Genomic DNA, 24,170 nt, shown 5'->3' with positions numbered 1-24,170 from the left:
TATATGAAAGACTTATTAGGCCTGTTGAAGGCGCAAAGCCACGAAGAAGAATTCGATTCGATTCGAATTGGCTTGGCCTCGCCAGAAATGATTCGTTCGTGGTCTTTTGGTGAAGTCAAAAAGCCAGAAACCATCAACTACCGTACGTTCAAGCCTGAGCGTGACGGTCTGTTTTGCGCCCGTATTTTCGGGCCTATCAAGGATTATGAGTGCTTGTGCGGTAAGTACAAGCGCCTGAAGCACCGTGGTGTCATCTGTGAGAAGTGTGGCGTTGAAGTCACGCAGTCTAAAGTACGCCGTGAGCGTATGGGTCACATTGAATTGGCCGCCCCGGTTGCCCACATCTGGTTCCTGAAATCATTGCCGTCACGTATCGGCTTGATGCTGGACATGACACTGCGCGACATCGAGCGGATTCTGTATTACGAATCATTCGTCGTGATCGAGCCCGGCATGACCACGCTGGAAAAAGGCCAGTTGTTGTCTGATGAAGACTACTACCAAGCCATTGAAGAATTCGGTGATGACTTCGACGCACGTATGGGTGCCGAAGCGATCAAACAGCTGCTGAAAGACATCAATGTCGAGCAGGAAATAGGTCAGTTGCGGGAAGAGATTCCAGCCACCAACAGTGAAACCAAAATCAAGAAGCTGTCTAAGCGGCTGAAAATTTTGGAAGCCTTCCACAAATCAGGCAACGATCCTGAGTGGATGGTCATGACCGTATTGCCGGTGTTGCCACCTGACTTGCGTCCGTTGGTACCGTTGGACGGCGGCCGTTTTGCGACCTCTGACCTGAACGATCTGTATCGTCGCGTCATTAACCGCAACAACCGCTTGAAGCGTCTGTTGGAGCTGAACGCACCTGACATCATCGTACGTAACGAAAAGCGTATGCTGCAAGAGTCGGTAGATGCCTTGCTGGATAACGGCCGTCGTGGTCGTGCCATCACCGGTTCTAACCGTCGTCCTTTGAAGTCACTGGCTGACATGATCAAAGGTAAGCAGGGTCGTTTCCGTCAGAACCTGTTGGGTAAGCGCGTCGACTACTCTGGCCGTTCGGTCATCGTGGTAGGTCCGACCCTACGTCTGCACCAGTGCGGTCTGCCGAAGAAGATGGCTCTGGAGCTGTTCAAGCCGTTCATCTACAGCAAGCTGGAATTGCGTGGCTTGGCCACGACGATCAAAGCTGCGAAGAAAATGGTTGAGCGTGAAGAAGCGGTCGTTTGGGACATCCTAGACGAAGTGATTCGTGAACACCCGGTATTGCTGAACCGCGCGCCGACGCTGCACCGTTTGGGTATCCAAGCGTTTGAGCCGACGTTGATCGAAGGTAAGGCAATCCAGCTGCACCCACTGGTGTGTGCGGCCTACAACGCCGACTTCGACGGTGACCAGATGGCGGTACACGTACCGTTGACGCTGGAAGCACAGTTAGAAGCGCGTGCGCTGATGATGTCGACCAACAACATTCTGTCGCCTGCCAACGGTGAGCCGATCATTGTACCGTCGCAAGACGTTGTACTGGGTCTGTATTACATGACGCGCGACCGCATCAACGACAAAGGCGAAGGTATGGTCTTTGCTGATGTCGCCGAAGTGCAGCGTGCCTATGGTACGGGTGCTGTTGGTTTGCAAGCCCGCATTAAGGTGCGCGTGCGTGAGATCATCAAGCTGAACGGTGAAGTGGAAGAGCGTACAACGATCCAAGACACCACCGTGGGTCGCGTGATCCTTTACACCATCGTGCCTGAAGGCCTGCCGTTTGAGCTGGTTAACAAGGCGATGAAGAAGAAGGCTATTTCAAGCCTGTTGAACGAAAGCTACCGTCGTGCCGGTTTGAAAGACACGGTTATCTTCGCTGACCAAATCATGTACATGGGCTTCTTCTACGCGACGCGTAGCGGTGCTTCCATCGGCGTGAATGACTTTGAAATCCCTGAAAACAAGGGTGAGATTCTGGGCAAGGCAGAAGCCGAAGTTCAGGAAATCCAAGAGCAGTACGAAGGCGGTCTGGTAACCCAGGGCGAGAAGTACAACAAGGTGGTCGACATCTGGTCGCGTGCCAATGAAAACATTGCACGTTCTATGATGGAGTCCATCGGTACTGAGAAGACCATTGATAAAAACGGTGATGAAGTAGACCAAGAGTCGTTCAACTCTGTGTATATCTATGCCGACTCGGGTGCTCGTGGCTCCCCAGCTCAGATTCGTCAGTTGGCCGGTATGCGTGGTCTGATGGCGAAACCAGATGGCTCGATCATTGAAAACCCGATCAAGTCCAACTTCCGTGAAGGCTTGTCGGTAGGTGAATACTTCATCTCGACGCACGGTGCTCGTAAAGGTCTGGCCGATACGGCATTGAAGACAGCGAACTCCGGTTACCTGACCCGTCGTTTGGTTGACGTGGCGCAGGACGTTGTGGTCACTGAAACCGATTGTGGCACCACCAATGGTGTGGTCGTAGAGCCGGTTATCGAAGGTGGCGACGTGGTTGTTGCTTTGGGTCAGCAGGTGTTGGGCCGTGTAGTGGCTCAGGATGTACTGATGCCAGGCACTGACGATCTGGCAATCCCTGCAGGTACCCTGCTGGACGAAGCCTGGGTTGAGAAGATTGATGAGTGGGGTATTGATCAGATCATTGCGCGCTCTACTATCACCTGTGACACGCTGCATGGTATCTGTGCGAAGTGCTACGGCCGCGACTTGGCACGTGGTCACCTGGTTAACATCGGTGAAGCGGTGGGTATCATCGCTGCCCAGTCCATCGGTGAGCCCGGTACTCAGTTGACGATGCGTACGTTCCACATCGGTGGTGCGGCCTCTAGTTCGTCGGCTGTCGACAACGTACAGGTTAAGCATGGCGGCAAGGTGCGGATGCACAACACCAAGACCGCCGAGCGTGAGAACGGCGAGCTGGTTACGGTATCGCGTTCTTCGGTATTGGCCATTACTGACTCCGCCGGTCGTGAGCGTGAGCGCTACAAGCTGCCATACGGTGCGACCGTATTGGTACGTGAAGGCGACGCTGTGGACGCTGGACAGATCGTAGCGAAGTGGGATCCACACACGCACCCGATCATCTCTGAGTTCAAGGGTAAGGTGCAGTTCATCGGTCTGGAAGATGGCGTGACCATTAATGCCAAACTGGATGAGTTGACCGGTGTGTCAAGCATCGAAGTGATTCCGCAGAAAGATCGTAACAGCGCTGGTAAGGACATTCGTCCAATGCTGAAGCTGTTGGATGAGAAGGGCAAAGAGATCAAGTTCGGTGATTCTGATCAGCCGGTGCAGTACTTCCTGCCCGACGGCTCATTGCTGAGCTTGACCGATGGTCAAGCGGTGAAGGTGGGTGACGTACTGGCCCGTATCCCGCAAGCCTCGTCTGGTAACAAAGACATCACCGGTGGTCTGCCACGTGTGGCCGACTTGTTCGAAGCGCGTAAACCGAAAGAGCCTGCTATTTTGGCAGAAATCTCCGGTACCGTAGGTTTCGGTAAAGAAACCAAAGGTAAGAAACGCCTGATGATCACTGGTCTGAATGGCGAAGCGTATGAAGAGTTGATTCCTAAGTGGCGTCAGCTGAGCGTGTTTGAAGGTGAAACGGTTGAGAAGGGTGAGTTGATCTCCGAAGGCCCATTGAACCCGCACGACATTCTGCGCCTGTTGGGTGTAGAAGCGCTGTCGCAGTACATCACTGAAGAGATCCAGGAAGTGTACCGTCTGCAAGGTGTTGTCATTAACGACAAGCACATTGAGACCATCGTGCGTCAGATGTTGCGTAAGGTGATCATTGTTGAGCCGAATGACACCCACTTTATCAAAGGCGATCAAGTGGAGTTCACTGCGGTACAGCAAGCCAACGCTGAAATGGAAGCAGAAGGTAAGATGCCTGCTACCTATGAGCGTGTGTTACTGGGTATCACCAAGGCGTCACTGGCTACTGAGTCGTTTATTTCTGCGGCTTCGTTCCAGGAAACCACTCGTGTACTGACCGAAGGGGCAGTGACCGGGAAGCGTGACTACCTGCGCGGCTTGAAAGAGAACGTGGTGGTGGGTCGACTGATACCTGCGGGTACTGGTTTGGCTTATCACGCCGAGCGTAAGCGTAAGCGCGATGAACGCGTCAATGGCACCGGCCGTGCAACGGTCAGCGCCAGTGATGTGGAAGCCGCACTGAGCGAAGCGTTGAACAAGTAAGCGCTGTGTTACGGGCTTGACTAAAAAGCAGTCGAGCCCTATCATTCGCGTCCTTTTATTGTCCCGGGCCTGTGTCCGGGACAATTTATTGTTAAGAAGCAAAAACTGGAGAAAGGCTGAATGGCAACCATTAACCAATTGGTTCGCAAGCCACGTAAGCGCAAAGTGATTCCTAGTGACGTTCGTGCGTTGCAAGCGTGTCCTCAGCGTCGTGGTGTTTGTACGCGGGTATATACCACTACCCCGAAAAAACCAAACTCTGCACTGCGTAAAGTATGCCGTGTACGTTTGACTAACGGCTATGAAGTGTCCTCTTACATCGGTGGTGAAGGCCACAACTTGCAAGAACACTCAGTAGTTTTGATCCGTGGCGGTCGTGTTAAAGACTTGCCTGGTGTGCGTTACCACACTGTACGTGGTGCCCTGGATTGCGCTGGTGTTGCTAAGCGTTTGCAGGCTCGCTCTAAGTACGGTACCAAGCGCGCTAAGAAGTAATTTTTATTAGTAATTGTCGTTTCTATTTGCAGTTGACGTAATTAGATAAGAGTAAGGCCGGGCACGACACGTTGATGTCATTGTTTCGGATTACCCTGAAGACCTAACACAGAGGGCTTATCATGCCAAGAAGACGAGTTGTCGCCAAACGCGACGTATTGCCAGATCCGAAGTTTCACAACAAAACTCTGGCCAAATTCATGAACCACGTTATGGTCGACGGTAAAAAGTCCATCGCCGAGCGTATCGTGTACGGTGCTTTGGACAAAATCCAAGAACGCACCAATAAAGATCCTATCGAAGTATTCGAGTCTGCGCTGGAAGCTGTTGCACCCATGGTTGAGGTTAAATCTCGCCGTGTAGGTGGTGCCACTTATCAGGTGCCAGTAGAAGTGCGCCCTGAGCGTCGTCAAGCCCTCGCTATGCGTTGGTTGGTAGACTGCGCACGTAAGCGTGGTGAGAAGTCGATGGATCTGCGTCTGGCCGGCGAGCTGGCTGACGCGGTAGAAGGTAAGGGTGCAGCTGCGAAGAAACGTGAAGACGTACACCGCATGGCTGAAGCCAACAAAGCCTTCTCACATTTTCGCTTCTAAAAAACAGGGGAAAGAATCGTGGCTCGTAAGACACCGATTAATCTTTACCGCAACATCGGTATTTGTGCGCACGTTGATGCGGGCAAAACCACAACTACAGAGCGTGTGCTGTTCTACACTGGCTTGTCTCACAAGATCGGTGAAGTACACGACGGCGCAGCCACTACCGACTGGATGGAGCAGGAGCAAGAGCGTGGTATTACTATTACCTCAGCTGCTGTTACCTGTTTCTGGAAAGGTATGGGCGCACAGTTTGAAGAACACCGTGTAAACATCATCGATACCCCTGGGCACGTCGACTTCACTATCGAAGTAGAGCGTTCTTTGCGTGTACTCGACGGTGCCGTCATCGTATTGTGCGCCTCTTCTGGCGTACAGCCGCAGACTGAAACGGTATGGCGTCAGGCCAACAAGTATGAAGTTCCGCGCATGGTGTTCGTCAACAAGATGGACCGTGCCGGCGCTAACTTTATGCGTGTTGTTACGCAGTTGAAAGATCGTCTGGGTGCTAAAGCTGTGCCTATTCAGTTGCCCATCGGCGCTGAAGACGACTTCAAAGGCGTTGTCGACTTGATCAAGATGAAGTCCATTCTGTGGAACGAAGAAGATCAGGGTATGACGTTTGAATACGGCGACATCCCTGCTGACATGCTGGCAGAAGCAGAAGAAGCCCGTACTGAAATCGTTGAAGCTGCAGCTGAAGCGAACGACGAGTTAATGAACAAGTACTTGGAAGGCGAAGAGCTGACCGAGGAAGAAATCAAAGCGGGTCTGCGTGCGCGCACCCTGGCGAATGATTTGATTCTGACGCTGTGTGGTTCTGCCTTTAAGAACAAGGGCGTGCAAGCGGTACTGGATGCTGTTATCGAGTACATGCCTGGTCCGACCGAAGTTAAAGCGATTGAAGGTGTGTTGGAAGACGGCGAAACCGTTGCGCGTCGCGAATCAAGCGATGATCAGCCATTCGCGTCACTGGCCTTTAAAATTGCTACCGACCCATTTGTGGGTACGCTGACCTTTATCCGTGTTTACTCGGGTGTCCTGAATTCAGGTGACGCCGTGGTTAACTCAGTGAAAGGTAAGAAAGAGCGTGTTGGTCGTATGGTACAGATGCACGCGAACGACCGTCAGGAAATTAAAGAAGTGCGTGCCGGCGACATCGCAGCACTGGTTGGTATCAAAACGGTCACCACCGGTGACACGCTGTGCGATCCAGACAATGTGATCACCCTGGAGCGTATGGAATTCCCTGAGCCAGTTATACATGTGGCTGTTGAGCCTAAGACCAAGACCGACCAAGAAAAAATGGGCGTTGCTTTGGGTAAGCTGGCACAGGAAGACCCGTCTTTCCGCGTCCGCACTGACGAAGAGTCCGGCCAGACCATCATCGGTGGTATGGGTGAATTGCACCTCGACATCATCGTTGATCGTATGAAGCGTGAGTTTAAGGTTGAGGCCAACATCGGTGCGCCACAGGTTGCTTACCGCGAGAAGATTCGTTCGGCTTGCGAAGTTGAAAGCAAGTTCGTACGTCAGTCTGGTGGTCGCGGTCAGTACGGTCACGTAGTGGTGCGTTTTGAGCCTGCAGAAGGTGATGGCCTGGAATTTGTTAACGAGATCGTTGGTGGTGTTGTACCTAAGGAATACATTCCTGCGGTCGAGAAAGGCATCGCTGAGCAGATGAAAAACGGTATTTTGGCCGGTTATCCTCTGCTGGGTCTGAAAGCCACCTTGATCGACGGTTCTTACCACGACGTTGACTCCAACGAAATGGCGTTTAAAGTCGCCGCTTCTATGGCTGTTAAGAAATTGGCTGAGAAAGGTAATCCAGCGTTGATGGAGCCTATGATGAAAGTTGAGGCGGTAACGCCAGAAGACTACATGGGTGATGTTATGGGTGACCTTAACCGTCGTCGCGGCTTGGTACAGGGTATGGACGACAGTCCTTCCGGTAAGATCATTAATGCTGAAGTGCCGTTGTCCGAAATGTTCGGATATGCAACGGATCTGCGTTCCATGTCTCAGGGTCGTGCATCCTACACCATGGAATTTGCACAGTACTCTGAAGCACCTAACAACATTGCAGAAGCAATCATTAAAAAGGCCTGATCCGTCAGGCTCCTTTAAGTAAATTGAGGTATTAAACATGTCAAAGGCAACCTTTGAGCGTAGCAAGCCCCACCTGAACGTGGGCACCATCGGTCACGTTGACCACGGTAAAACCACCCTGACAGCCGCGTTGACGCGCGTTTGTTTTGACGTTTGGGGTACAGGTGAGCAGCGTGCATTCGATCAGATCGACAACGCACCTGAAGAGCGCGCTCGTGGTATCACGATCGCTACTTCACACGTTGAGTATGATTCACCAGCACGTCACTACGCCCACGTAGACTGCCCAGGCCACGCTGACTATGTTAAAAACATGATCACCGGTGCGGCTCAGATGGACGGCGCTATCTTGGTTTGTTCAGCAGCTGACGGCCCAATGCCTCAGACGCGTGAGCACATCCTGTTGTCTCGTCAGGTTGGTGTACCGTACATCGTTGTATTCATGAACAAAGCGGACATGGTAGACGACGCTGAGTTGTTGGAGCTGGTAGAAATGGAAATCCGTGACTTGCTGTCACAGTACGATTTCCCAGGCGACGACACGCCGATCATCATCGGTTCTGCGCTGATGGCGCTGGAAGGCCGTGATGACAACGAAATGGGTACTACAGCGGTTAAGAAGCTGGTAGAGACTCTGGACGAGTACATTCCTGAGCCAGAGCGTGCTATCGACCAGCCGTTCCTGATGCCTGTGGAAGACGTTTTCTCAATCGCGGGTCGCGGTACGGTAGTAACTGGCCGTATCGAGCGCGGTATTGTTAAGACTGGCGACGAAGTGGAAATCGTTGGTATCCGTGATACCACTAAGACCATCGTAACCGGTGTAGAAATGTTCCGTAAGCTGCTCGACGAAGGTCGTGCCGGTGAGAACGTAGGTGCTTTGTTGCGTGGTACTAAGCGTGACGACGTAGAGCGTGGTCAGGTATTGGCTAAGCCAGGTACTATTACTCCGCACACCAAGTTCGAAGCGGAAGTATACGTGTTGAGCAAAGAAGAAGGTGGCCGTCACACGCCATTCTTCAAAGGCTACCGCCCACAGTTCTATTTCCGTACCACTGACGTGACCGGAAGCTGTGAGCTGCCAGAAGGCGTTGAGATGGTTATGCCTGGCGACAACATCAAGATGGAAGTCACTCTGATCGCGCCGATCGCGATGGAAGACAACCTGCGTTTCGCCATTCGTGAAGGTGGCCGTACCGTAGGTGCGGGCGTTGTAGCGAAAATCATCGAGTGATGATTGCGCCGCGCTAAGCGGATCCAGAAAAAGGGGGAGTCTGTAGACTCCCCCTTTTTATTAGCCCTCATCAAAGAGTGGCTGTGGCAATAACTTAGCGTAGCGTGGTAACGGGTGTTTTAATTCGGCGTCGTCATTGACACCGCCATGACACGTCAATATAATGCGCGTCCCTCAGTAGGCCTGAGGGGGCGTAATGCTGTTTAACAATTTCGGAGTTTTGGTCACATGCAGAACCAAAAGATCAGAATTCGCCTGAAGGCGTTTGATCATCGCTTGATCGATGCATCCACGCAGGAGATTGTCGATACGGCCAAGCGTACTGGCGCACAGGTTCGGGGTCCTATCCCGCTGCCTACTAAGCGCGAGCGCTTCACCGTACTGGTTTCTCCTCACGTGAATAAAGATGCACGCGATCAGTATGAGTTGAGAACACACAAACGTATGCTGGATATCGTTGAGCCTACCGAGAAAACGGTAGATGCCTTGATGAAGCTGGATCTGGCAGCGGGCGTTGACGTTCAAATTAGTCTGGGTTAAGCGTTTGTATTGTCTGCCTCTAGGGGTAGACCACTGAAAAGTGCCAAGCGCCTCCTGTGTAACAGTTTCTTCGGGAACGGCCATAGCGGGTACCCTCTCTAGTACATTATGTAGAGTGTGGGATATAGCCCCGTACATTGGAGTAATAAAGATGTCTATTGGTGTTATTGGCCGTAAGGCTGGTATGACCCGTGTCTTCACTGCTGAAGGCGTGTCTGTACCAGTTACGGTAATTGAAGTGACGCCCAATCGGGTTTCACAAGTTAAATCTGTCGATTCAGACGGTTACACTGCGGTTCAGCTGACCTTTGGTCAGAAGAAAGCCTCGCGTGTAAACAAATCACAAGCAGGTCACTACGCGAAAGCGGGTATCGAAGCGGGTGAGCTGGTTCGCGAATTCCGTGCCGACGATCTTGGTGAATTAAAGATCGGCGACACAGTGGGTGTCTCTATTTTCGAGGCAGGTCAAAAGATTGATGTGACCGGTACTTCGAAAGGTAAAGGCTTCCAAGGTGCTATCAAGCGCCACAATTTCAGCATGCAAGATGCCACTCACGGTAACTCCCTGTCTCACCGCGCGCCCGGTTCTATCGGTCAGTGCCAGACTCCAGGTCGTGTATGGAAGGGCAAGAAAATGTCCGGCCACATGGGTGCCGAGCAAGTGACTGTCCAGACTCTGGAAGTTGTGCGTGTTGATGCCGAACGTAATCTGCTGTTGGTTAAAGGTGCCGTGCCCGGAGCAACATCTGGCCACGTCATTGTCAAACCAGCCGTGAAGGCTTGAGGGAATTGTCATGAATCTTAATGTAGTAGGAAGCAAAAATTCTACTGTTGAAGTATCTGACGCTACCTTCGGCAAAGACTTCAACGAAGCGTTGGTACACCAGGTTGTTACCGCGTATATGGCCGCTGGCCGTCAAGGCAGCAAAGCACAGAAGACGCGTAGCCAGGTTTCTGGTGGCGGTGCTAAGCCATGGCGTCAAAAGGGTACTGGTCGTGCTCGTGCGGGTACTACACGTAGCCCGATTTGGCGTTCAGGTGGCGTAACATTCGCTGCGACGCCACGCGATTACTCACAGAAAGTTAACCGCAAGATGTATCGCGGCGCCATTCAGTCAATTTTGTCTGAACTGGTTCGTCAAGAGCGTCTGGTGATCGTTGATGATCTGAACATCGCTGAGCCGAAAACCAAGCTGTTTTTGAGCAAAATGAAAGAGCTGGGCCTGAATAACGCCCTGTTCGTAGCCGACGAAGTGACGGAAAACCTGTTCCTGTCTGCGCGCAACGTGCCACACGTTGACGTACTGGACGTAGCCGGTGTCGATCCTGTATCGCTGGTAGCCTTCGATAAGGTGGTTATGACCGTAGCAGCTCTGAAGAAAGTTGAGGAGGTGTTGTCATGAGTAGTCACCAAGAGCGTCTTCTGAAGGTGTTGATGGGTCCTCATATTTCTGAGAAGGCAACCATCGTCGCTGACGGTAACGGTCAATACGTATTTCGTGTTGCACCCGATGCAACCAAGCCTGAGATCAAGCAGGCGGTTGAAAAACTGTTCGAAGTAAAGGTACTGAACGTACGTACTTTGGTCCAAAAAGGCAAAGTCAAGCGCACTGCGCGTGGTCTCGGCAAGCGTAACAACGTGAAAAAAGCGTATGTGCGTCTGGCTGAAGGTCAGGAAATTGACTTTCTGAGCGTGTAAAGGGGTAGGCAAGAATGGCTATTGTAAAAGCGAAACCATCATCCGCCGGTCGTCGTCACGTCGTTCAGGTTAAAACACCTGATCTGCATAAAGGCGCCCCTTTTGCCGCGTTGGTGGAAAAGAAATCTCGCACTGGTGGTCGTAACAACCAGGGCCGGATCACAACACGTCACATCGGTGGTGGGCACAAGCAGCACTATCGTTTGGTAGACTTCAAGCGTAACAAAGATGGCATTCCTGGCGTTGTAGAGCGTCTTGAATACGATCCTAACCGTAGCGCGCACATCGCTCTTGTTTTGTACAAGGACGGCGAGCGTCGTTACATCCTGGCTCCGCGTAACGTAGCTGCTGGCAGTCCTGTACTGTCCGGTGAGCACGCACCGATTAAGCCAGGTAATGCTATGCCATTGCGTAACATTCCAGTAGGTAGTGTCGTGCACAACGTTGAGCTGAAGCCTGGTAAAGGTGGTCAGATCGCTCGTTCTGCAGGTACTTCGGTACAGCTGGTCGCACGTGACAGTGGTTATGCCACTCTGCGTCTGCGTTCCGGTGAAATGCGTAAGGTATTGGTTGACTGCCGCGCCACATTGGGCGAAGTCAGCAACTCAGAACACAGCCTGCGGCAGTTGGGTAAAGCGGGTGCATCACGGTGGCGCGGCGTTCGTCCGACCGTTCGTGGTGTAGTCATGAACCCGGTTGACCACCCACACGGTGGTGGTGAAGGTAAAACCTCTGGTGGTCGTCACCCTGTGACACCTTGGGGCGTACCTACTAAAGGTTACAAAACCCGTAAAAACAAGCGTACGGACAAATACATTGTTCGTCGTCGTACTAAGTAATAAGAGGATTAGGCCGTGCCACGTTCTTTAAAGAAAGGTCCATTTGTAGACCTGCATTTAATGAAAAAGGTAGAGGCTGCTATTGAGAAAGGCGAGAAACGTCCAATTAAGACGTGGTCTCGTCGTAGCACCATCTTCCCTGAATTCATTGGGTTGACCATAGCAGTCCATAATGGCCGTCAACATGTTCCTGTATTCGTTACAGAAGACATGGTCGGTCATAAGTTAGGTGAATTCGCGCTGACCCGCACGTACAAAGGTCATGCAGCGGACAAGAAAGCCAAACGGTAGAGGTAGATAAAATGGAAACTAAAGCTGTATTGCGTGGTGCCCGTCTGTCTGCTCAGAAAGGCCGTTTGGTAGCAGACCTCATCCGGGGTAAGAAAGTTGAGGAAGCATTAGACATCCTCACTTTCAGCCCTAAGAAAGGTGCTGCGATCATTAAGAAGGTGCTGGAGAGTGCAGTGGCGAACGCCGAGCACAATGATGGCGCTGACATCGACGAGCTGAAGGTATCAACAATTTTTGTTGATGAAGGCATGACGATGAAGCGTATTCGTCCACGAGCCAAGGGTCGCGCAGATCGCGTCCTGAAGCGTTCGTGCCATATCACCGTCAAGGTCGCGGATTAACAGGAGAAGGTCAGATGGGTCAGAAAGTTCACCCAACCGGTATTCGCCTTGGGATCACCAAAGACCACCGCTCTGTGTGGTTCGCGGAATCCAAAGATTATGCCGACAAATTGGTAAATGACATTCAGGTGCGTGAGTATCTCGAGCGGAAGCTGGCGAAAGCGTCAGTGAGCAAGATTATCATCGAGCGCCCTGCACAGAACGCCAAGATCACCATCCACACTGCCCGTCCTGGTATCGTGATTGGTAAGAAAGGCGAAGATGTTGAAGTGCTGCGTAATGAAGTGTCCAAAATGATGGGCATTCCTGTACACATCAACATTGAAGAAATTCGCAAGCCAGACCTGGACGCTGTCCTGGTAGGTCAGAACGTAGCCAGTCAGTTGGAACGTCGTGTAATGTTTCGTCGCGCTATGAAGCGTGCGGTACAGAACGCTATGCGTGCCGGTGCTAAGGGCGTGAAGATCCAGGTTGGTGGGCGTTTGGGCGGAGCTGAAATCGCGCGTACCGAATGGTACCGCGAGGGTCGTGTGCCTTTGCATACTTTGCGTGCCGATATCGACTACGCAAACATCGAAGCACAGACCACCTACGGTATCCTGGGTATCAAAGTGTGGATCTTCAAAGGTGAAGTTCTGGGCGGCATTGAAGAAGTGCGCGCACAGGAAAAAGCACCTAAGAAGAAAGCAGCTCGGTAAGGAGTAGGTCATGTTACAGCCAAAACGTACCAAATTTAGAAAGATGCAGAAGGGCCGTAACCGCGGTCTGGCTTTGCGCGGTAGCAAGGTCAGTTTCGGCGAGTACGCTCTGAAGTCAACGGGCCGTGGCCGGATCACCTCTCGCCAAATCGAGGCAGCGCGTCGTGCGATGACTCGTAAGGTTAAGCGGGGCGGTAAAATCTGGATTCGTGTTTTCCCTGACAAGCCGATCTCCAAAAAGCCTCTTGAGGTGCGGATGGGTAAAGGTAAGGGTAACGTTGAATACTGGGTTGCTCAGATTAAACCTGGCAAGGTCCTGTATGAAATGGAAGGCGTATCAGAAGAGCTGGCGCGTGAAGCATTTTCGCTTGCCGCTGCTAAGTTGCCTGTGCCAACCGTATTTATCAAACGGACGGTGATGTGATGAAAGCTAAAGAAATCCGTGAGAAGTCAGTTGAAGAACTGAACCAGCAGCTGCTGGACTTGCTTCACGACCAATTCAAGTACCGTATGCAGAAGGCCACTGGCCAACTGGCTCAGAATCACCTTCTGAACGTCGTGCGTAAAGATATTGCTCGTGTCAAGACCGTACTGCACGAGAAGGTGGGAGCGTAAAATGTCAGAAACTAATGCTCGTACAGTAACCGGTCAGGTTGTTAGCAACAAAGCTGACAAGACCATTACTGTTCTGGTTGAGCGCAGCGTGAAGCACCCTGTGTACGGGAAGATCATGAAGCGTTCTACTAAGTTACATGCGCACGATGAAAACAATGAATGCCAGTCAGGCGACGTTGTCACGATTCGGGAGTCGCGTCCGTATTCCAAGCAGAAGACTTGGACTTTGGTAAACATCGTTGAGCGTGCAACCAGCCTGTAAGGCTGGTTGTGACTCAGTGTCTGGGGAGTTTGTAAGATGATTCAAACACAAACGATACTCGACGTAGCGGACAACAGCGGTGCCAAACGTGTTCAATGCATCAAGGTACTGGGTGGTTCTCACCGTCGGTATGCAAGAATTGGTGATCTGATCAAGGTCTCCGTGAAGGAAGCAATTCCGCGCGGTAAGGTCAAAAAAGGTCAGGTCATGAATGCTGTGGTAGTTCGTACTAGAAAAGGCGTGCGTCGTCCTGACGGATCTGTGATCCGCTTCGACACCAATTCAGCAGTATTGCTGAACGCCAACCAAGCGCCTATCGGCACCCGTATTTTCGGACCGGTAACGCGTGAACTGCGAACTGAAAAATTCATGAAGATCATTTCCCTGGCGCCGGAAGTACTGTAATTCACAGTACTAGACGGTAGCAGGAAGTGGAGGAAAGATGAGAAAGCTTAAAACAGGTGACGAAGTCATCGTTATTGCCGGTAAAGACAAAGGCAAGCGTGGCAAAATCACCAAAGTTGTAAAGACTGAGCGTAAGGGCGACAAGTTCGTGGTGTCTGGCATCAACAAGGTGAAGAAGCACCAGAAGCCAAACCCGCAAGCCAACGTTCAGGGCGGCATTGTCGAGAAAGAACTGCCGATCGCAGCTTCCAACGTAGCTATTTTCAATCCGGAAACCAATAAAGGTGACCGTGTTGGTTTCAAGACGCTGGAAGACGGTCGTAAGGTTCGTTTCTTCAAGTCCACTAGCCAGCAGATTGAAGAGTAGGGGCGGAACGGATATGTCAAGATTAAAAGCATTGTACAAATCTGACGTTATGCCTGCTCTGACCAAAGAGTTTGGCTACAAAAACGTCATGGAAGTACCACGCGTCACCAAGATCACTCTGAATATGGGTGTGGGTGAAGCGATTGGTGATAAGAAGCAGATCGAAAATGCGATCGCTGACCTGGAAGCAATTTCTGGTCAGAAGGCTGTTGTCACGAAAGCACGTAAGTCTATTGCAGGCTTTAAGATTCGTGAAGGCTGGCCGATTGGTGCCAAAGTGACCCTGCGCGCTGAGCGTATGTGGGAATTTCTGGATCGCCTGGTCGACATCTCACTGCCACGTGTACGTGACTTCCGAGGTATCAATCCTAAGTCGTTTGATGGCCGTGGTAACTACAGCATGGGTGTGCGTGAGCAGATCATCTTCCCGGAAATTGAGTACGACAAAGTAGACAAGCTGCGTGGATTAGACATCACCATCACGACTACTGCCCGTACTAATGACGAAGGCCGCGCTTTGCTGAAAGCCCTGTCCTTCCCATTCCGCAACTAAGCTACGGAGCTGGAGAGCTGATATGGCAAAAGAGAGCATGAAGGCACGCGAAGCGAAACGCGCCAAACTGGTTGCTAAGTTCGCTGAGAAACGTGCTGCCCTTAAAGCAGTAATTAATAGTCCAAACAGTTCTGACGAAGAACGTTGGGAAGCTCAAATTGCGTTGCAGAAACTGCCACGTGATGCGAGTCCAGTCCGCCAGCAGCGTCGCTGCCAGCTGACCGGTCGTCCTCACGGCGTTTATCGTAAGTTCGGTTTAAGTCGAAACATGCTGCGCGCGCACACAATGCGTGGTAATGTACCCGGCCTGAAAAAAGCAAGCTGGTAAAACAGCGAATCGATAAGCAGGGCTGAACGCCCTGTTTTCTGGTTTTTAACAGCCAGAGAACAGGGTTTAAGCCCTGCTGCACATGAGTGAGGTAAATCCAATGAGTATGCAAGATACGTTGGCGGATATGTTTACGCGTATTCGCAACGGGCAGCAAGCTGGTAAGCAAACAGTTACCATGCCTGCTTCCAAGCTGAAAAAAGCGGTTGCTGATGTACTGATCGCAGAAGGCTATTTGGCCTCTGTTGAAGTTTCAGCAGACGTAAAGCCTGAATTAACAGTGGCCCTGAAATACTATAAAGGCCAGCCTGTTATCGAGAGCATCAAGCGCGTTAGCCGTCCTGGTCTGCGTCAGTACCGTGGTACTGAAGAGCTGACTAAGGTGTCTGCCGGTTTAGGTGTATCCATCGTCTCCACCTCGCAGGGTATTATGACCGATCGCGCCGCCCGTAAGGCCGGTATCGGTGGTGAGATCATCTGCGAAGTATTCTAAGGGGGTTTTACGATGTCTCGAATAGCTAATCAACCAGTAGTTGTGCCTGGCGGCGTTGATGTAAAAATTGCCAACGGCATTGTTACTGTAAAGGGCGGCAAAGGTCAGCTTACGCTGAATCTGCACCCTACTGTCAGCGTTAAAGAAGACGCTGGAATTTTGTCTGTTTCCGCCAATGATGGCGCGAAGCAGTCGCGTGCCATGGCCGGAACTACCCGTTCTCTGGTGAACAACATGGTTATTGGTGTCAGTCAGGGCTTTGAAAAGCGTCTGCAGCTGAATGGCGTCGGTTACCGCGCTAAAGCCAATGGCCGTACGTTGAACCTGACTTTGGGCTTCTCTCACCCGATCGACTATGAACTGCCAGAAGGTGTCACTGCGGAAACGCCGACCCAGACGGAAGTAGTAGTGACCGGTGTAGACAAGCAACAGGTCGGTCAGGTGGCAGCCGAAATCCGTGCTTTCCGTGCGCCAGAGCCTTATAAAGGCAAAGGTGTTCGTTACGCGGGTGAGCAGGTTCGCCGTAAAGAAACCAAGAAGAAGTAAGGGGTAGGGCATCATTATGGACGCTAAAAAGCAATCTCGTATTCGCCGTGCTCGTCGTAGTCGGATGAAAATTCGTGAACTCGGCGTTAATCGCCTGTGCATTCATCGCACACCTCGGCACATTTACGCACAGGTAATTTCACCTGATGGCGCTAAAGTGCTGGCCAGTGCTTCAACACTGGACACGGATCTGCGCAGTGGCGCAACCGGTAACGTGGACGCAGCGACCAAAGTCGGTCAGCTGATTGCATCACGTGCCAAGGCGGCTGGCGTTGAAAGCGTAGCTTTCGATCGCTCCGGCTTCAAATATCACGGCCGTGTGAAAGCACTGGCTGATGCAGCCCGCGAAGGTGGATTACAGTTCTAGAGGTGAGTATGGCGAACGTAGATCAGCAGCAGTCTGTAGAACTGCAGGAAAAATTGGTTCAAGTGAACCGCGTTGCCAAAGTGGTCAAGGGTGGTCGTGTATTCGGCTTCACCGCCTTGACTGTGGTAGGCGACGGTAAAGGTAAAGTGGGCTTCGGTCGCGGTAAAGCGAAAGAAGTACCTGCGGCAATTCAAAAGGCTATGGATGCGGCACGCCGCAACGTAGTTACTATCGACCTGGACGGCACAACGTTGCAGTACCCGGTTAAGGCCCGTCACGGTGCCGCTAAAGTGTATATGCAGCCTGCCTCTGAAGGTACAGGTATCATTGCCGGCGGTGCGATGCGTGCGGTGCTGGAAATTGCCGGTGTACAGAACGTACTGGCTAAGTGCTACGGTTCTACGAACCCGGTTAACGTTGTGCGGGCGACCATCAAAGGTCTGAGCGCTATGCGTGCACCGGAAGAAATTGCCGCTAAGCGTGGCAAGTCTGTAGACGAAATTCTGGGGTAAATCATGGCTAAGAAGACATTGAAAGTTGAATTGTTTCGTAGCCCGATTGCGACTCTGCCGAAGCACAAATTGTGTGTACAGGGTCTGGGTCTGCGTAAGATCGGCCAAGTTCGTGAACTGGAAGACACTCCTTCTGTTCGCGGGATGATTAACAAAGTTAACTACATGGTCCGTGTAGTAGGGGAATAGTCATGCATTTGAATGAACTGAGTCCTGCTGCTGGCGCGAAACAGAGCCCTAAGCGGGTTGGTCGTGGCATTGGTAGCGGTCTGGGTAAGACCGGTGGTCGTGGTCACAAAGGCCAGAAGTCGCGTTCAGGCGGCGGCGTTAAGCCAGGTTTTGAAGGCGGTCAGATGCCTTTGCAGCGTCGTCTGCCAAAATTTGGTTTCACTTCTCGTAAGCAAGCAGTGCGTTCGGAAATCCGTTTGCACGAGCTGGCGAAAGTTGAAGGCGACGTAGTAGATCTGAAAGCACTGCAAGATGCCAACGTGGTGACGCGTAGCATTAAAGTGGTCAAGGTCATCAACTCCGGCGAAATCAATCGCGCTGTAACGATTAAAGGTCTGAACGTGACCGAAGGTGCCAAAAAGGCCATCGAAGCAGCGGGCGGAAAAGTAGAGGCGTAACGTGACTAAACAAGGTGCACTGCCGGCTGGCGCACAGAAAGGTATGGGTGAGCTAGGCTCACGCTTACTTTTCGTGCTCCTCGCCATACTGGTATATCGCATCGGTGCGCATATACCGGTACCGGGAATTAATCCAGATCAACTGGCGGCGCTCTTTGAGCGCAACCGGGACACCATTCTGAGCATGTTTAACATGTTCTCAGGGGGTGCTCTTGAGCGGATGAGTATTTTTGCATTGGGTATCATGCCGTATATCTCGGCGTCGATCATTATGCAGCTGCTCACGGTGGTCAGCCCGCATATAGAACAGCTGAAGAAAGAAGGTGAGGCGGGTCGTCGTAAGATGAGCCAATACACTCGGTACGGTACCTTGGTGCTGGCCATCATTCAGTCACTTGCCATAACCGTTGGTTTGGCCAGTCAGGGTATTGCCTTCACCGATGGTGCTGGTGCGGTACCGTGGAACTTCTATTTTGTGGGTATGGTGACGTTAACGTCAGGCACCATGTTTATGATGTGGTTGGGTGAGCAGATTACAGAGCGCGGCGTCGGTAACGGCATCTCACTGTTGATCTTCGCAGGTATCGTAGCCAGCCTGCCAGCGGCATTCGGACAATCGTTCGAGTCGGCGCGGCAGGGCGAGCTGAATATCTTGCTGCTGTTGGCAATCGGTGTATTTGCGATTGCCGTGGTCGCCTTGGTGGTATTTATCGAACGCGGTCAGCGTAAGATCACCATCAACTACGCCAAGCGTCAGCAGGGTCGTAAGGTATTTGCGGCGCAAACCAGCCATCTGCCGTTGAAGATCAACATGGCGGGCGTTATTCCGCCGATCTTCGCATCTAGCCTGCTGATCTTTCCAGCGTCCATTGGTACCTGGTTTGGTCAGAGTGAAAATGCAGGTTGGTTGGCGGACATGATGGTTTACCTCAGTCCTGGCCAGCCACTGTACTACTTACTGTTTACTATAGCGGTCGTGTTTTTCTGCTACTTCTATACCGCAGTAACGTTCAACCCTAAAGACGTTGCAGAAAACCTGAAGCGCAGCGGTGCGTTTGTTCCCGGAATTCGTCCTGGTGAGCAGACTGCGCGTTACGTAGATGGGGTATCGGCTCGTCTCACGCTGTTCGGTGCGGGTTATATTGCCGTGGTGTCTTTGGTACCACAGGGCCTGGTTCAGGCTGCAGGCGCACCGTTTTTATTCGGTGGCACGTCGTTGCTCATCGTGGTGGTAGTGGTCATGGACTTTATGTCTCAGGTCCAGTCTCACCTGATGTCGCACCAGTACTCGTCACTTATGAAAAAGGCTAATTTGAAAGGCTACAGTCGTTAAGTACTGTTGGCCATCGGGAGATAATCATGAAAGTTCGCGCATCTGTTAAGAAGATTTGTCGCAACTGCAAAATCATTCGTCGTAATGGTGCCGTACGAGTGATTTGTACAGATCCTAAGCACAAACAGCGCCAAGGATAAGATAAGCATTGAAGAACAGCGCTTGCTTTTTTGCTAAGCAGGCGCTATTCTTCTGCGCCCTTCGTATCAGTGAACCTCTAGCACAAATCGTGCTCACAACTTTGCAAACGGAGTAAACACATGGCACGTATTGCCGGCGTTAACATTCCTGACGCCAAGCATGCTGCGATTTCGCTCACATACATTTTTGGTATTGGGCGGACAACTGCACGTAGCATCTGCGAAGCATCAGGTATTCAGCCAACCCGCAAGATTGGCGACCTATCTGAAGACGAACTCGACGTAGTTCGTAATGAAGTCGCTAAATACGCGGTTGAAGGTGACCTGCGGCGTGAAGTCCAGATGAACATCAAGCGATTGATGGATCTGGGTTGCTACCGCGGTATTCGCCACCGCCGCAGCTTGCCGCTGCGCGGTCAGCGTACAAAAACGAATGCTCGGACTCGTAAGGGACCGCGCAAGCCTATTAAACGTTAATTAACCGAATTATTGACAGGAAATCGAAGATGGCTAAGCCAGGTACGAACAAGTCACGTAAGAAGGTGAAAAAGCAGATTGGTGATGGCATCGCCCACATCTTTGCTTCTTTCAACAACACCATCGTGACCATTACGGATCGCCAAGGAAACGCCCTGAGTTGGGCGACGTCCGGCGGCTCCGGTTTCCGTGGATCTCGCAAAAGTACTCCTTTCGCTGCTCAGGTAGCTGCTGAACGTGCCGGTGTTGCCGCACAAGAGTATGGCGTGAAAAACCTCGACGTCGAGGTTAAGGGTCCCGGACCGGGTCGTGAATCGGCAGTGCGCGCATTGAACGCCTGCGGCTTCAAGATCAACAACATTACAGATGTAACGCCGATTCCACATAACGGCTGTCGTCCACCCAAAAAACGTCGCGTGTAAGGAGGGTACAGAGAGATGGCAAGATATATTGGCCCTACGTGTAAACTGGCACGTCGTGAAGGCACAGATCTGTTCCTGAAGAGCGGTGTTCGTTCACTGGATACGAAATGTAAACTCGAAACAGCTCCTGGTGTGCATGGCGCACGTCGTGGCCGGTTGTCAGATTACGGCCTACAGCTGCGTGAAAAGCAGAAAGTACGTCGTATCTACGGCATCCTGGAAAAGCAGTTTCGTAACTATTACAAAGCGGCAGCGGCTAAGAAAGGCGCTACCGGTGAAAACCTGCTGCAATTGCTGGAAGGTCGTCTGGATAACGTGGTTTACCGCATGGGCTATGGCTCAACGCGTTCAGAATCACGTCAGCTGGTCAGCCACAAGGCGATCGAAGTTAACGGTCAACTGGTGAATATTCCTTCCTATCAGGTACGCCCTGGTGACGTAGTGGCAGTACGTGAGAAAAGTCAGGCTCAGTTGCGCATTAAAGGCGCTCTGGATTTGGCGGGTTCACGTGCCCCGGTCGCTTGGATTGAAGTTGATGCCAAGAAGATGTCAGGCGTGTTTAAAAACCGTCCTGAGCGTTCAGATCTTTCTGCGGACATCAATGAAAACCTGATCGTGGAACTGTATTCCAAGTAATAAGTGTGCTTAAAGGTAGGGGCATCTATGCAGCGTTTTATCAACGACTTTCTCATTCCGCGACACATCGAGGTACAGGAGATATCGCCAACACGGGCCAAGGTGGTTTTAGAACCCCTGGAGCGTGGCTTTGGTCATACGCTGGGTAGTGCTCTGCGTCGTATTCTGCTGTCTTCGCTGCCCGGTGCAGCCATCGTCGAGGTGGAAATCGAAGGCGTACTGCACGAGTACAGCGCCGTTGAAGGTGTAAAAGAAGATGTCTTGGACATCTTGTTAAACCTGAAAGGCGTAGCAATCAAATTGCATGACCGTGACGAAGCCACCCTGACTTTGAAAAAAGCAGGCAAGGGCGTAATCACCGCGGGCGATATCCAACTGGATCATGGGGTGGAAATTGCCAACCCAGATCACGTGATCGCCACGTTGGCGGACAGCGGTTCACTGAGCATGACACTGCGTGTCGTCAGCGGCCGTGGTTACCAGACTGCCGAATCGCGCTTTTCACCAGATGAAGAGTCGCGTGCAGTCGGCAAACTGCAATTGGATGCATCGTTCAGTCCAGTGGTGCGTATCGCTTACAACGTTGACTCTGCCCGTGTAGAGCAGCGTACTGACCTCGATAAGTTAACATTGGACATCGAGTCTAATGGCACCATCGAGCCAGAAGAAGCGATTCGTTTTGCCGCAACCATTCTGCAACACCAGCTGTCGTCGTTCGTTGACCTGCAGTCTGAAGCGCAGAAAGAGCCGGAGAAGGAAGAAGATCGTATCGATCCAATCTTGCTGCGTCCGGTTGATGATCTGGAGCTGACTGTGCGTTCTGCGAACTGCCTGAAAGCTGAAAACATCTATTACATTGGTGATCTCATCCAGCGTACCGAAGTCGAATTGCTGAAGACGCCTAACCTGGGTAAAAAATCTTTGACCGAAATCAAAGATGTATTGGCCTCTAAAGGTCTGTCCCTGGGTATGGTGTTGGAGAGCTGGCCACCGGCTAGCCTCAAGAACGACGACAAGGTTCTGGGTTAACAACGAATTTGTAAGGAATTGAGTCATGCGTCATCGTAAAGCTGGCCGTAAATTCAATCGCAACAGTTCGCATCGTAAAGCGATGCTGCAAAACTTGACCATTGCACTGTTCGAGCATGAATTGATTAAAACGACTCTGCCTAAGGCGAAAGAACTTCGCTCTGTGGCCGAGCCATTGATTACCAAGGCAAAAGTGGATTCGGTTGCAAACCGTCGCTTCGCTTTTGACCGTCTGCGTTCTAAAGACGCGGTAGGTAAATTGTTCACTGACCTGGGTCCTCGTTACGAGAGCCGTCCAGGTGGCTATGTACGTATCCTGAAGTGCGGTTTCCGTGCTGGTGATAACGCGCCTATGGCCTACGTAGAATTGGTTGATCGTCCGGTATCGGACGCGGCGACAGAAGTAGACGCCGAAGAAGCATAAGCTTCGCTTAACCCGAAAAAGCCGCAATAGCGGCTTTTTTTTCGCCTACGATAAATGGGCTGGCATACAGTTGTTATTGCCCAAATTGTCATCCCATCGCTAGAATTCGTCGTATACTGTCTTACATGTCATAATCGGGAATATGTGATTGAATTATCTGAGGAAAATGGTCATGCAAAGATGCACATGCGGCATACTGGCGGTCTGTCTTCTTCTGTTGGCGGGGGCGAGTTCTGCGGTTCAGTACATGGTTGGTGAGTCACTACGGGTAACTGCAACCAGTGCGATACTGCGTGAGGATCCATGGCAAGGCTCTCGAGTCTTAGCCACACTGGATGAATACGATCATTTGGTGTTTTTGGGCGAGTACACCGTCGAGCCGACTACGGTGACCTTGCGTGGCCAGCGCGTCACTGCGCCTTTTTTGCAAGTGCGCACTAACAGTGGCTTGGTTGGCTGGATTTTCGGTGGGCTTGTTGATATCGACGACGATACCTCACTGTTACGAGGCAAAGTACGGTTGGTCGGTGAAGGCGCTACGCGAGCCCAAGTTACCGAGCTGTACGGGCGTGACCAGGTGCTCCATGATCGACGTATGACGAGCACCCGTACCCGGGAGTTGCTTGATCGTTTGGGCACCGATGAAGCTTGGGAATTCTATTATTTCCGTGAAGGCGAAGGCGTCGCCTTTGGTTTTGTCGACAACCGTGTCGCGGCGGTCTCGGTGCGCCAAGACGTTACCAATGATGACGGTGAGGTCACGACATTTTGGCGGTCGGTGGCGGGCTATTTGTCTCGTCCATTGCGGCCGGAGTGTCACCAAATACCGAGCCCAGCCAGTTGTTTTGATTATCTCCGCTGATCGGTGTCCGCGCGAGTGCGGCAACCATCACTCGTTGGGCGCCGGCGCCTCGGAGTTCAGCGGCTAGTTCATTTACGCTGGCACCGGTGGTAAATACATCATCGACAATCAGCCAATTCCCGCTGATGGGGCGACAGGTAAAGGCCCCTCTGACCGCTCGGGCACGCTCTCGGCGAGTGAGGGCTTCAAGCGCCTGTGTATTGCGTACGCGCTTTACAGGTTCTGCGTATCGAGCCTGTAGCGCCTTGGCAATCAAACGACCCAATATTTCTGCTTGATTGAAGCCGCGTCGCCCTAGCCGCTGGCGATGCATTGGCATCCCGATAACCTGCCATTGACACCAATATTCCTCGTCTCCTTGCCTGGTCTGCAGGCGCCTGACGAGTAGGTTTGCTAAGGCCGGTGCAAGGCTCAGGCGATGTTGGTATTTCAGGGCTTTGATCAAGCTCGCCCATGGACCCAAGAAATCAGCGACCACTATGAGCTGCTCATAGTGTTGACGGCTCTGCAGGCAGCGACCGCAGATAAGTTGTGCGGCAGCGACCGGCGTGCCGCACTGGCGACAGCTCGTCGAGTGGGCGAGCAGATCGGTCGCGCACGCTGAACAAAAGCGATGATAAGGGCCGGGCATGCCGCAGAGCGGGCAACTGATGCCAAAGAGTTGTGTTGAGCAGGATAAAAAACGATCAAATATAAACAATGAATCTGTCCCTTTGTTGATGGCGGCGGTGTAA

The 24,170-nt window shown here is 51.9% G+C and carries 35 protein-coding genes; 34 read left to right on the top strand and 1 reads right to left on the bottom strand.

What is annotated here, in order from left to right; genetic code table 11:
- Window positions 1-3 precede the first annotated feature (3 nt).
- From rpoC to NFC81_RS13700, 34 genes are all read left to right on the top strand, one after another.
- The gene (rpoC, locus tag NFC81_RS13865; protein WP_304995075.1) at window positions 4-4,200 is read left to right on the top strand and encodes a DNA-directed RNA polymerase subunit beta'; all 4,197 of its coding nucleotides are present in this window, start codon (window positions 4-6) and stop codon (window positions 4,198-4,200) included.
- A gap of 120 nt (window positions 4,201-4,320) precedes the next feature.
- Entirely contained in the window at window positions 4,321-4,695 is a 375-nt protein-coding gene (rpsL, locus tag NFC81_RS13860; protein ID WP_304995074.1) for a 30S ribosomal protein S12, read from the top strand.
- A gap of 122 nt (window positions 4,696-4,817) precedes the next feature.
- Entirely contained in the window at window positions 4,818-5,288 is a 471-nt protein-coding gene (gene rpsG, locus NFC81_RS13855; protein WP_304995073.1) for a 30S ribosomal protein S7, read from the top strand.
- Window positions 5,289-5,306: 18 nt separating this feature from the next.
- The gene (gene fusA / locus NFC81_RS13850) at window positions 5,307-7,397 is read left to right on the top strand and encodes an elongation factor G (RefSeq protein ID WP_304995072.1); all 2,091 of its coding nucleotides are present in this window, start codon (window positions 5,307-5,309) and stop codon (window positions 7,395-7,397) included.
- A 37-nt stretch (window positions 7,398-7,434) separates the two neighbouring features.
- The gene (gene tuf, locus NFC81_RS13845; RefSeq protein ID WP_304995071.1) at window positions 7,435-8,631 is read left to right on the top strand and encodes an elongation factor Tu; all 1,197 of its coding nucleotides are present in this window, start codon (window positions 7,435-7,437) and stop codon (window positions 8,629-8,631) included.
- A gap of 228 nt (window positions 8,632-8,859) precedes the next feature.
- A complete protein-coding gene (gene rpsJ, locus NFC81_RS13840; protein WP_304995070.1) occupies window positions 8,860-9,171 on the top strand; it encodes a 30S ribosomal protein S10 in 312 nt (103 codons plus the stop codon).
- A 151-nt stretch (window positions 9,172-9,322) separates the two neighbouring features.
- Entirely contained in the window at window positions 9,323-9,955 is a 633-nt protein-coding gene (rplC, locus tag NFC81_RS13835) for a 50S ribosomal protein L3 (protein ID WP_304995069.1), read from the top strand.
- A 10-nt stretch (window positions 9,956-9,965) separates the two neighbouring features.
- On the top strand, window positions 9,966-10,574 hold the full coding sequence (rplD, locus tag NFC81_RS13830) for a 50S ribosomal protein L4 (protein WP_304995068.1): 609 nt from the start codon (window positions 9,966-9,968) through the stop codon (window positions 10,572-10,574).
- Window positions 10,571-10,870, top strand: coding sequence for a 50S ribosomal protein L23 (rplW, locus tag NFC81_RS13825; RefSeq protein ID WP_304995067.1), 300 nt, complete (start codon window positions 10,571-10,573; stop codon window positions 10,868-10,870). The genes rplD and rplW overlap by 4 nt, the downstream gene beginning before the upstream one ends.
- A 14-nt stretch (window positions 10,871-10,884) precedes the next feature.
- The gene (gene rplB, locus NFC81_RS13820; protein WP_304995066.1) at window positions 10,885-11,709 is read left to right on the top strand and encodes a 50S ribosomal protein L2; all 825 of its coding nucleotides are present in this window, start codon (window positions 10,885-10,887) and stop codon (window positions 11,707-11,709) included.
- Between the two features lie 15 nt (window positions 11,710-11,724).
- On the top strand, window positions 11,725-12,000 hold the full coding sequence (gene rpsS / locus NFC81_RS13815) for a 30S ribosomal protein S19 (RefSeq protein ID WP_304995065.1): 276 nt from the start codon (window positions 11,725-11,727) through the stop codon (window positions 11,998-12,000).
- A gap of 11 nt (window positions 12,001-12,011) precedes the next feature.
- Window positions 12,012-12,341, top strand: a complete 330-nt coding sequence (rplV, locus tag NFC81_RS13810; RefSeq protein ID WP_304995064.1) for a 50S ribosomal protein L22 — start codon at window positions 12,012-12,014, stop codon at window positions 12,339-12,341.
- Window positions 12,342-12,355: 14 nt separating this feature from the next.
- Window positions 12,356-13,039 (top strand): 30S ribosomal protein S3, encoded by a 684-nt coding sequence (rpsC, locus tag NFC81_RS13805; RefSeq protein ID WP_304995063.1) that lies wholly within the window; start codon window positions 12,356-12,358, stop codon window positions 13,037-13,039.
- Window positions 13,040-13,049: 10 nt separating this feature from the next.
- Window positions 13,050-13,463, top strand: coding sequence for a 50S ribosomal protein L16 (gene rplP, locus NFC81_RS13800; RefSeq protein ID WP_304995062.1), 414 nt, complete (start codon window positions 13,050-13,052; stop codon window positions 13,461-13,463).
- Window positions 13,463-13,654, top strand: coding sequence for a 50S ribosomal protein L29 (rpmC, locus tag NFC81_RS13795; RefSeq protein WP_304996987.1), 192 nt, complete (start codon window positions 13,463-13,465; stop codon window positions 13,652-13,654). The genes rplP and rpmC overlap by 1 nt, the downstream gene beginning before the upstream one ends.
- Before the next feature lies 1 nt (window position 13,655).
- On the top strand, window positions 13,656-13,916 hold the full coding sequence (gene rpsQ, locus NFC81_RS13790) for a 30S ribosomal protein S17 (RefSeq protein WP_304995061.1): 261 nt from the start codon (window positions 13,656-13,658) through the stop codon (window positions 13,914-13,916).
- A gap of 36 nt (window positions 13,917-13,952) precedes the next feature.
- Window positions 13,953-14,321: a 50S ribosomal protein L14 gene (rplN, locus tag NFC81_RS13785; RefSeq protein ID WP_304995060.1), complete on the top strand. Its 369-nt coding sequence runs from the start codon at window positions 13,953-13,955 to the stop codon at window positions 14,319-14,321.
- A 37-nt stretch (window positions 14,322-14,358) separates the two neighbouring features.
- Window positions 14,359-14,688 carry a 50S ribosomal protein L24 gene (gene rplX / locus NFC81_RS13780; RefSeq protein ID WP_304995059.1) on the top strand — a complete coding sequence of 110 codons (330 nt, stop codon included), beginning with the start codon at window positions 14,359-14,361 and terminating at the stop codon, window positions 14,686-14,688.
- A 13-nt stretch (window positions 14,689-14,701) separates the two neighbouring features.
- Window positions 14,702-15,241, top strand: a complete 540-nt coding sequence (rplE, locus tag NFC81_RS13775; protein WP_304995058.1) for a 50S ribosomal protein L5 — start codon at window positions 14,702-14,704, stop codon at window positions 15,239-15,241.
- Between the two features lie 22 nt (window positions 15,242-15,263).
- Window positions 15,264-15,569, top strand: a complete 306-nt coding sequence (gene rpsN / locus NFC81_RS13770) for a 30S ribosomal protein S14 (RefSeq protein WP_304995057.1) — start codon at window positions 15,264-15,266, stop codon at window positions 15,567-15,569.
- Between the two features lie 100 nt (window positions 15,570-15,669).
- Window positions 15,670-16,062 (top strand): 30S ribosomal protein S8, encoded by a 393-nt coding sequence (gene rpsH, locus NFC81_RS13765; RefSeq protein ID WP_304995056.1) that lies wholly within the window; start codon window positions 15,670-15,672, stop codon window positions 16,060-16,062.
- 12 nt (window positions 16,063-16,074) lie between these two features.
- Window positions 16,075-16,608, top strand: a complete 534-nt coding sequence (gene rplF / locus NFC81_RS13760; protein ID WP_304995055.1) for a 50S ribosomal protein L6 — start codon at window positions 16,075-16,077, stop codon at window positions 16,606-16,608.
- A 16-nt stretch (window positions 16,609-16,624) separates the two neighbouring features.
- Complete coding sequence (gene rplR / locus NFC81_RS13755) at window positions 16,625-16,975, top strand: 50S ribosomal protein L18 (RefSeq protein WP_304995054.1); 351 nt, start codon at window positions 16,625-16,627, stop codon at window positions 16,973-16,975.
- A gap of 8 nt (window positions 16,976-16,983) precedes the next feature.
- The gene (rpsE, locus tag NFC81_RS13750) at window positions 16,984-17,487 is read left to right on the top strand and encodes a 30S ribosomal protein S5 (RefSeq protein ID WP_304995053.1); all 504 of its coding nucleotides are present in this window, start codon (window positions 16,984-16,986) and stop codon (window positions 17,485-17,487) included.
- A 3-nt stretch (window positions 17,488-17,490) separates the two neighbouring features.
- Window positions 17,491-17,676: a 50S ribosomal protein L30 gene (rpmD, locus tag NFC81_RS13745; protein ID WP_304995052.1), complete on the top strand. Its 186-nt coding sequence runs from the start codon at window positions 17,491-17,493 to the stop codon at window positions 17,674-17,676.
- Window positions 17,677-17,678: 2 nt separating this feature from the next.
- Window positions 17,679-18,113 (top strand): 50S ribosomal protein L15, encoded by a 435-nt coding sequence (rplO, locus tag NFC81_RS13740; protein WP_304995051.1) that lies wholly within the window; start codon window positions 17,679-17,681, stop codon window positions 18,111-18,113.
- A gap of 1 nt (window position 18,114) precedes the next feature.
- Window positions 18,115-19,446, top strand: a complete 1,332-nt coding sequence (secY, locus tag NFC81_RS13735; protein WP_304995050.1) for a preprotein translocase subunit SecY — start codon at window positions 18,115-18,117, stop codon at window positions 19,444-19,446.
- Between the two features lie 26 nt (window positions 19,447-19,472).
- Window positions 19,473-19,586, top strand: coding sequence for a 50S ribosomal protein L36 (gene rpmJ / locus NFC81_RS13730; protein ID WP_084649374.1), 114 nt, complete (start codon window positions 19,473-19,475; stop codon window positions 19,584-19,586).
- Window positions 19,587-19,706: 120 nt separating this feature from the next.
- A complete protein-coding gene (gene rpsM, locus NFC81_RS13725; RefSeq protein WP_304995049.1) occupies window positions 19,707-20,063 on the top strand; it encodes a 30S ribosomal protein S13 in 357 nt (118 codons plus the stop codon).
- 29 nt (window positions 20,064-20,092) lie between these two features.
- Window positions 20,093-20,485: a 30S ribosomal protein S11 gene (gene rpsK, locus NFC81_RS13720; RefSeq protein ID WP_304995048.1), complete on the top strand. Its 393-nt coding sequence runs from the start codon at window positions 20,093-20,095 to the stop codon at window positions 20,483-20,485.
- 15 nt (window positions 20,486-20,500) lie between these two features.
- Window positions 20,501-21,121 carry a 30S ribosomal protein S4 gene (gene rpsD, locus NFC81_RS13715; protein ID WP_304995047.1) on the top strand — a complete coding sequence of 207 codons (621 nt, stop codon included), beginning with the start codon at window positions 20,501-20,503 and terminating at the stop codon, window positions 21,119-21,121.
- Between the two features lie 27 nt (window positions 21,122-21,148).
- Window positions 21,149-22,150 (top strand): DNA-directed RNA polymerase subunit alpha, encoded by a 1,002-nt coding sequence (rpoA, locus tag NFC81_RS13710; RefSeq protein ID WP_304995046.1) that lies wholly within the window; start codon window positions 21,149-21,151, stop codon window positions 22,148-22,150.
- A gap of 25 nt (window positions 22,151-22,175) precedes the next feature.
- Complete coding sequence (rplQ, locus tag NFC81_RS13705) at window positions 22,176-22,574, top strand: 50S ribosomal protein L17 (RefSeq protein WP_304995045.1); 399 nt, start codon at window positions 22,176-22,178, stop codon at window positions 22,572-22,574.
- A gap of 172 nt (window positions 22,575-22,746) precedes the next feature.
- On the top strand, window positions 22,747-23,436 hold the full coding sequence (locus NFC81_RS13700) for a hypothetical protein (RefSeq protein WP_304995044.1): 690 nt from the start codon (window positions 22,747-22,749) through the stop codon (window positions 23,434-23,436).
- On the opposite strand, the gene NFC81_RS16015 is transcribed toward NFC81_RS13700, so the two are convergent.
- Complete coding sequence (locus NFC81_RS16015; RefSeq protein WP_370529913.1) at window positions 23,333-24,067, bottom strand: ComF family protein; 735 nt, start codon at window positions 24,065-24,067, stop codon at window positions 23,333-23,335. The genes NFC81_RS13700 and NFC81_RS16015 overlap by 104 nt on opposite strands.
- Window positions 24,068-24,170: the final 103 nt, after the last annotated feature.

It is taken from the genome of Salinispirillum sp. LH 10-3-1 (assembly GCF_030643825.1).
Classification (GTDB): domain Bacteria; phylum Pseudomonadota; class Gammaproteobacteria; order Pseudomonadales; family Natronospirillaceae; genus Salinispirillum.
The sequence above is the reverse complement of the archived record's forward strand: the minus strand, read 5'-3'. Positions and strand labels throughout refer to the sequence as shown.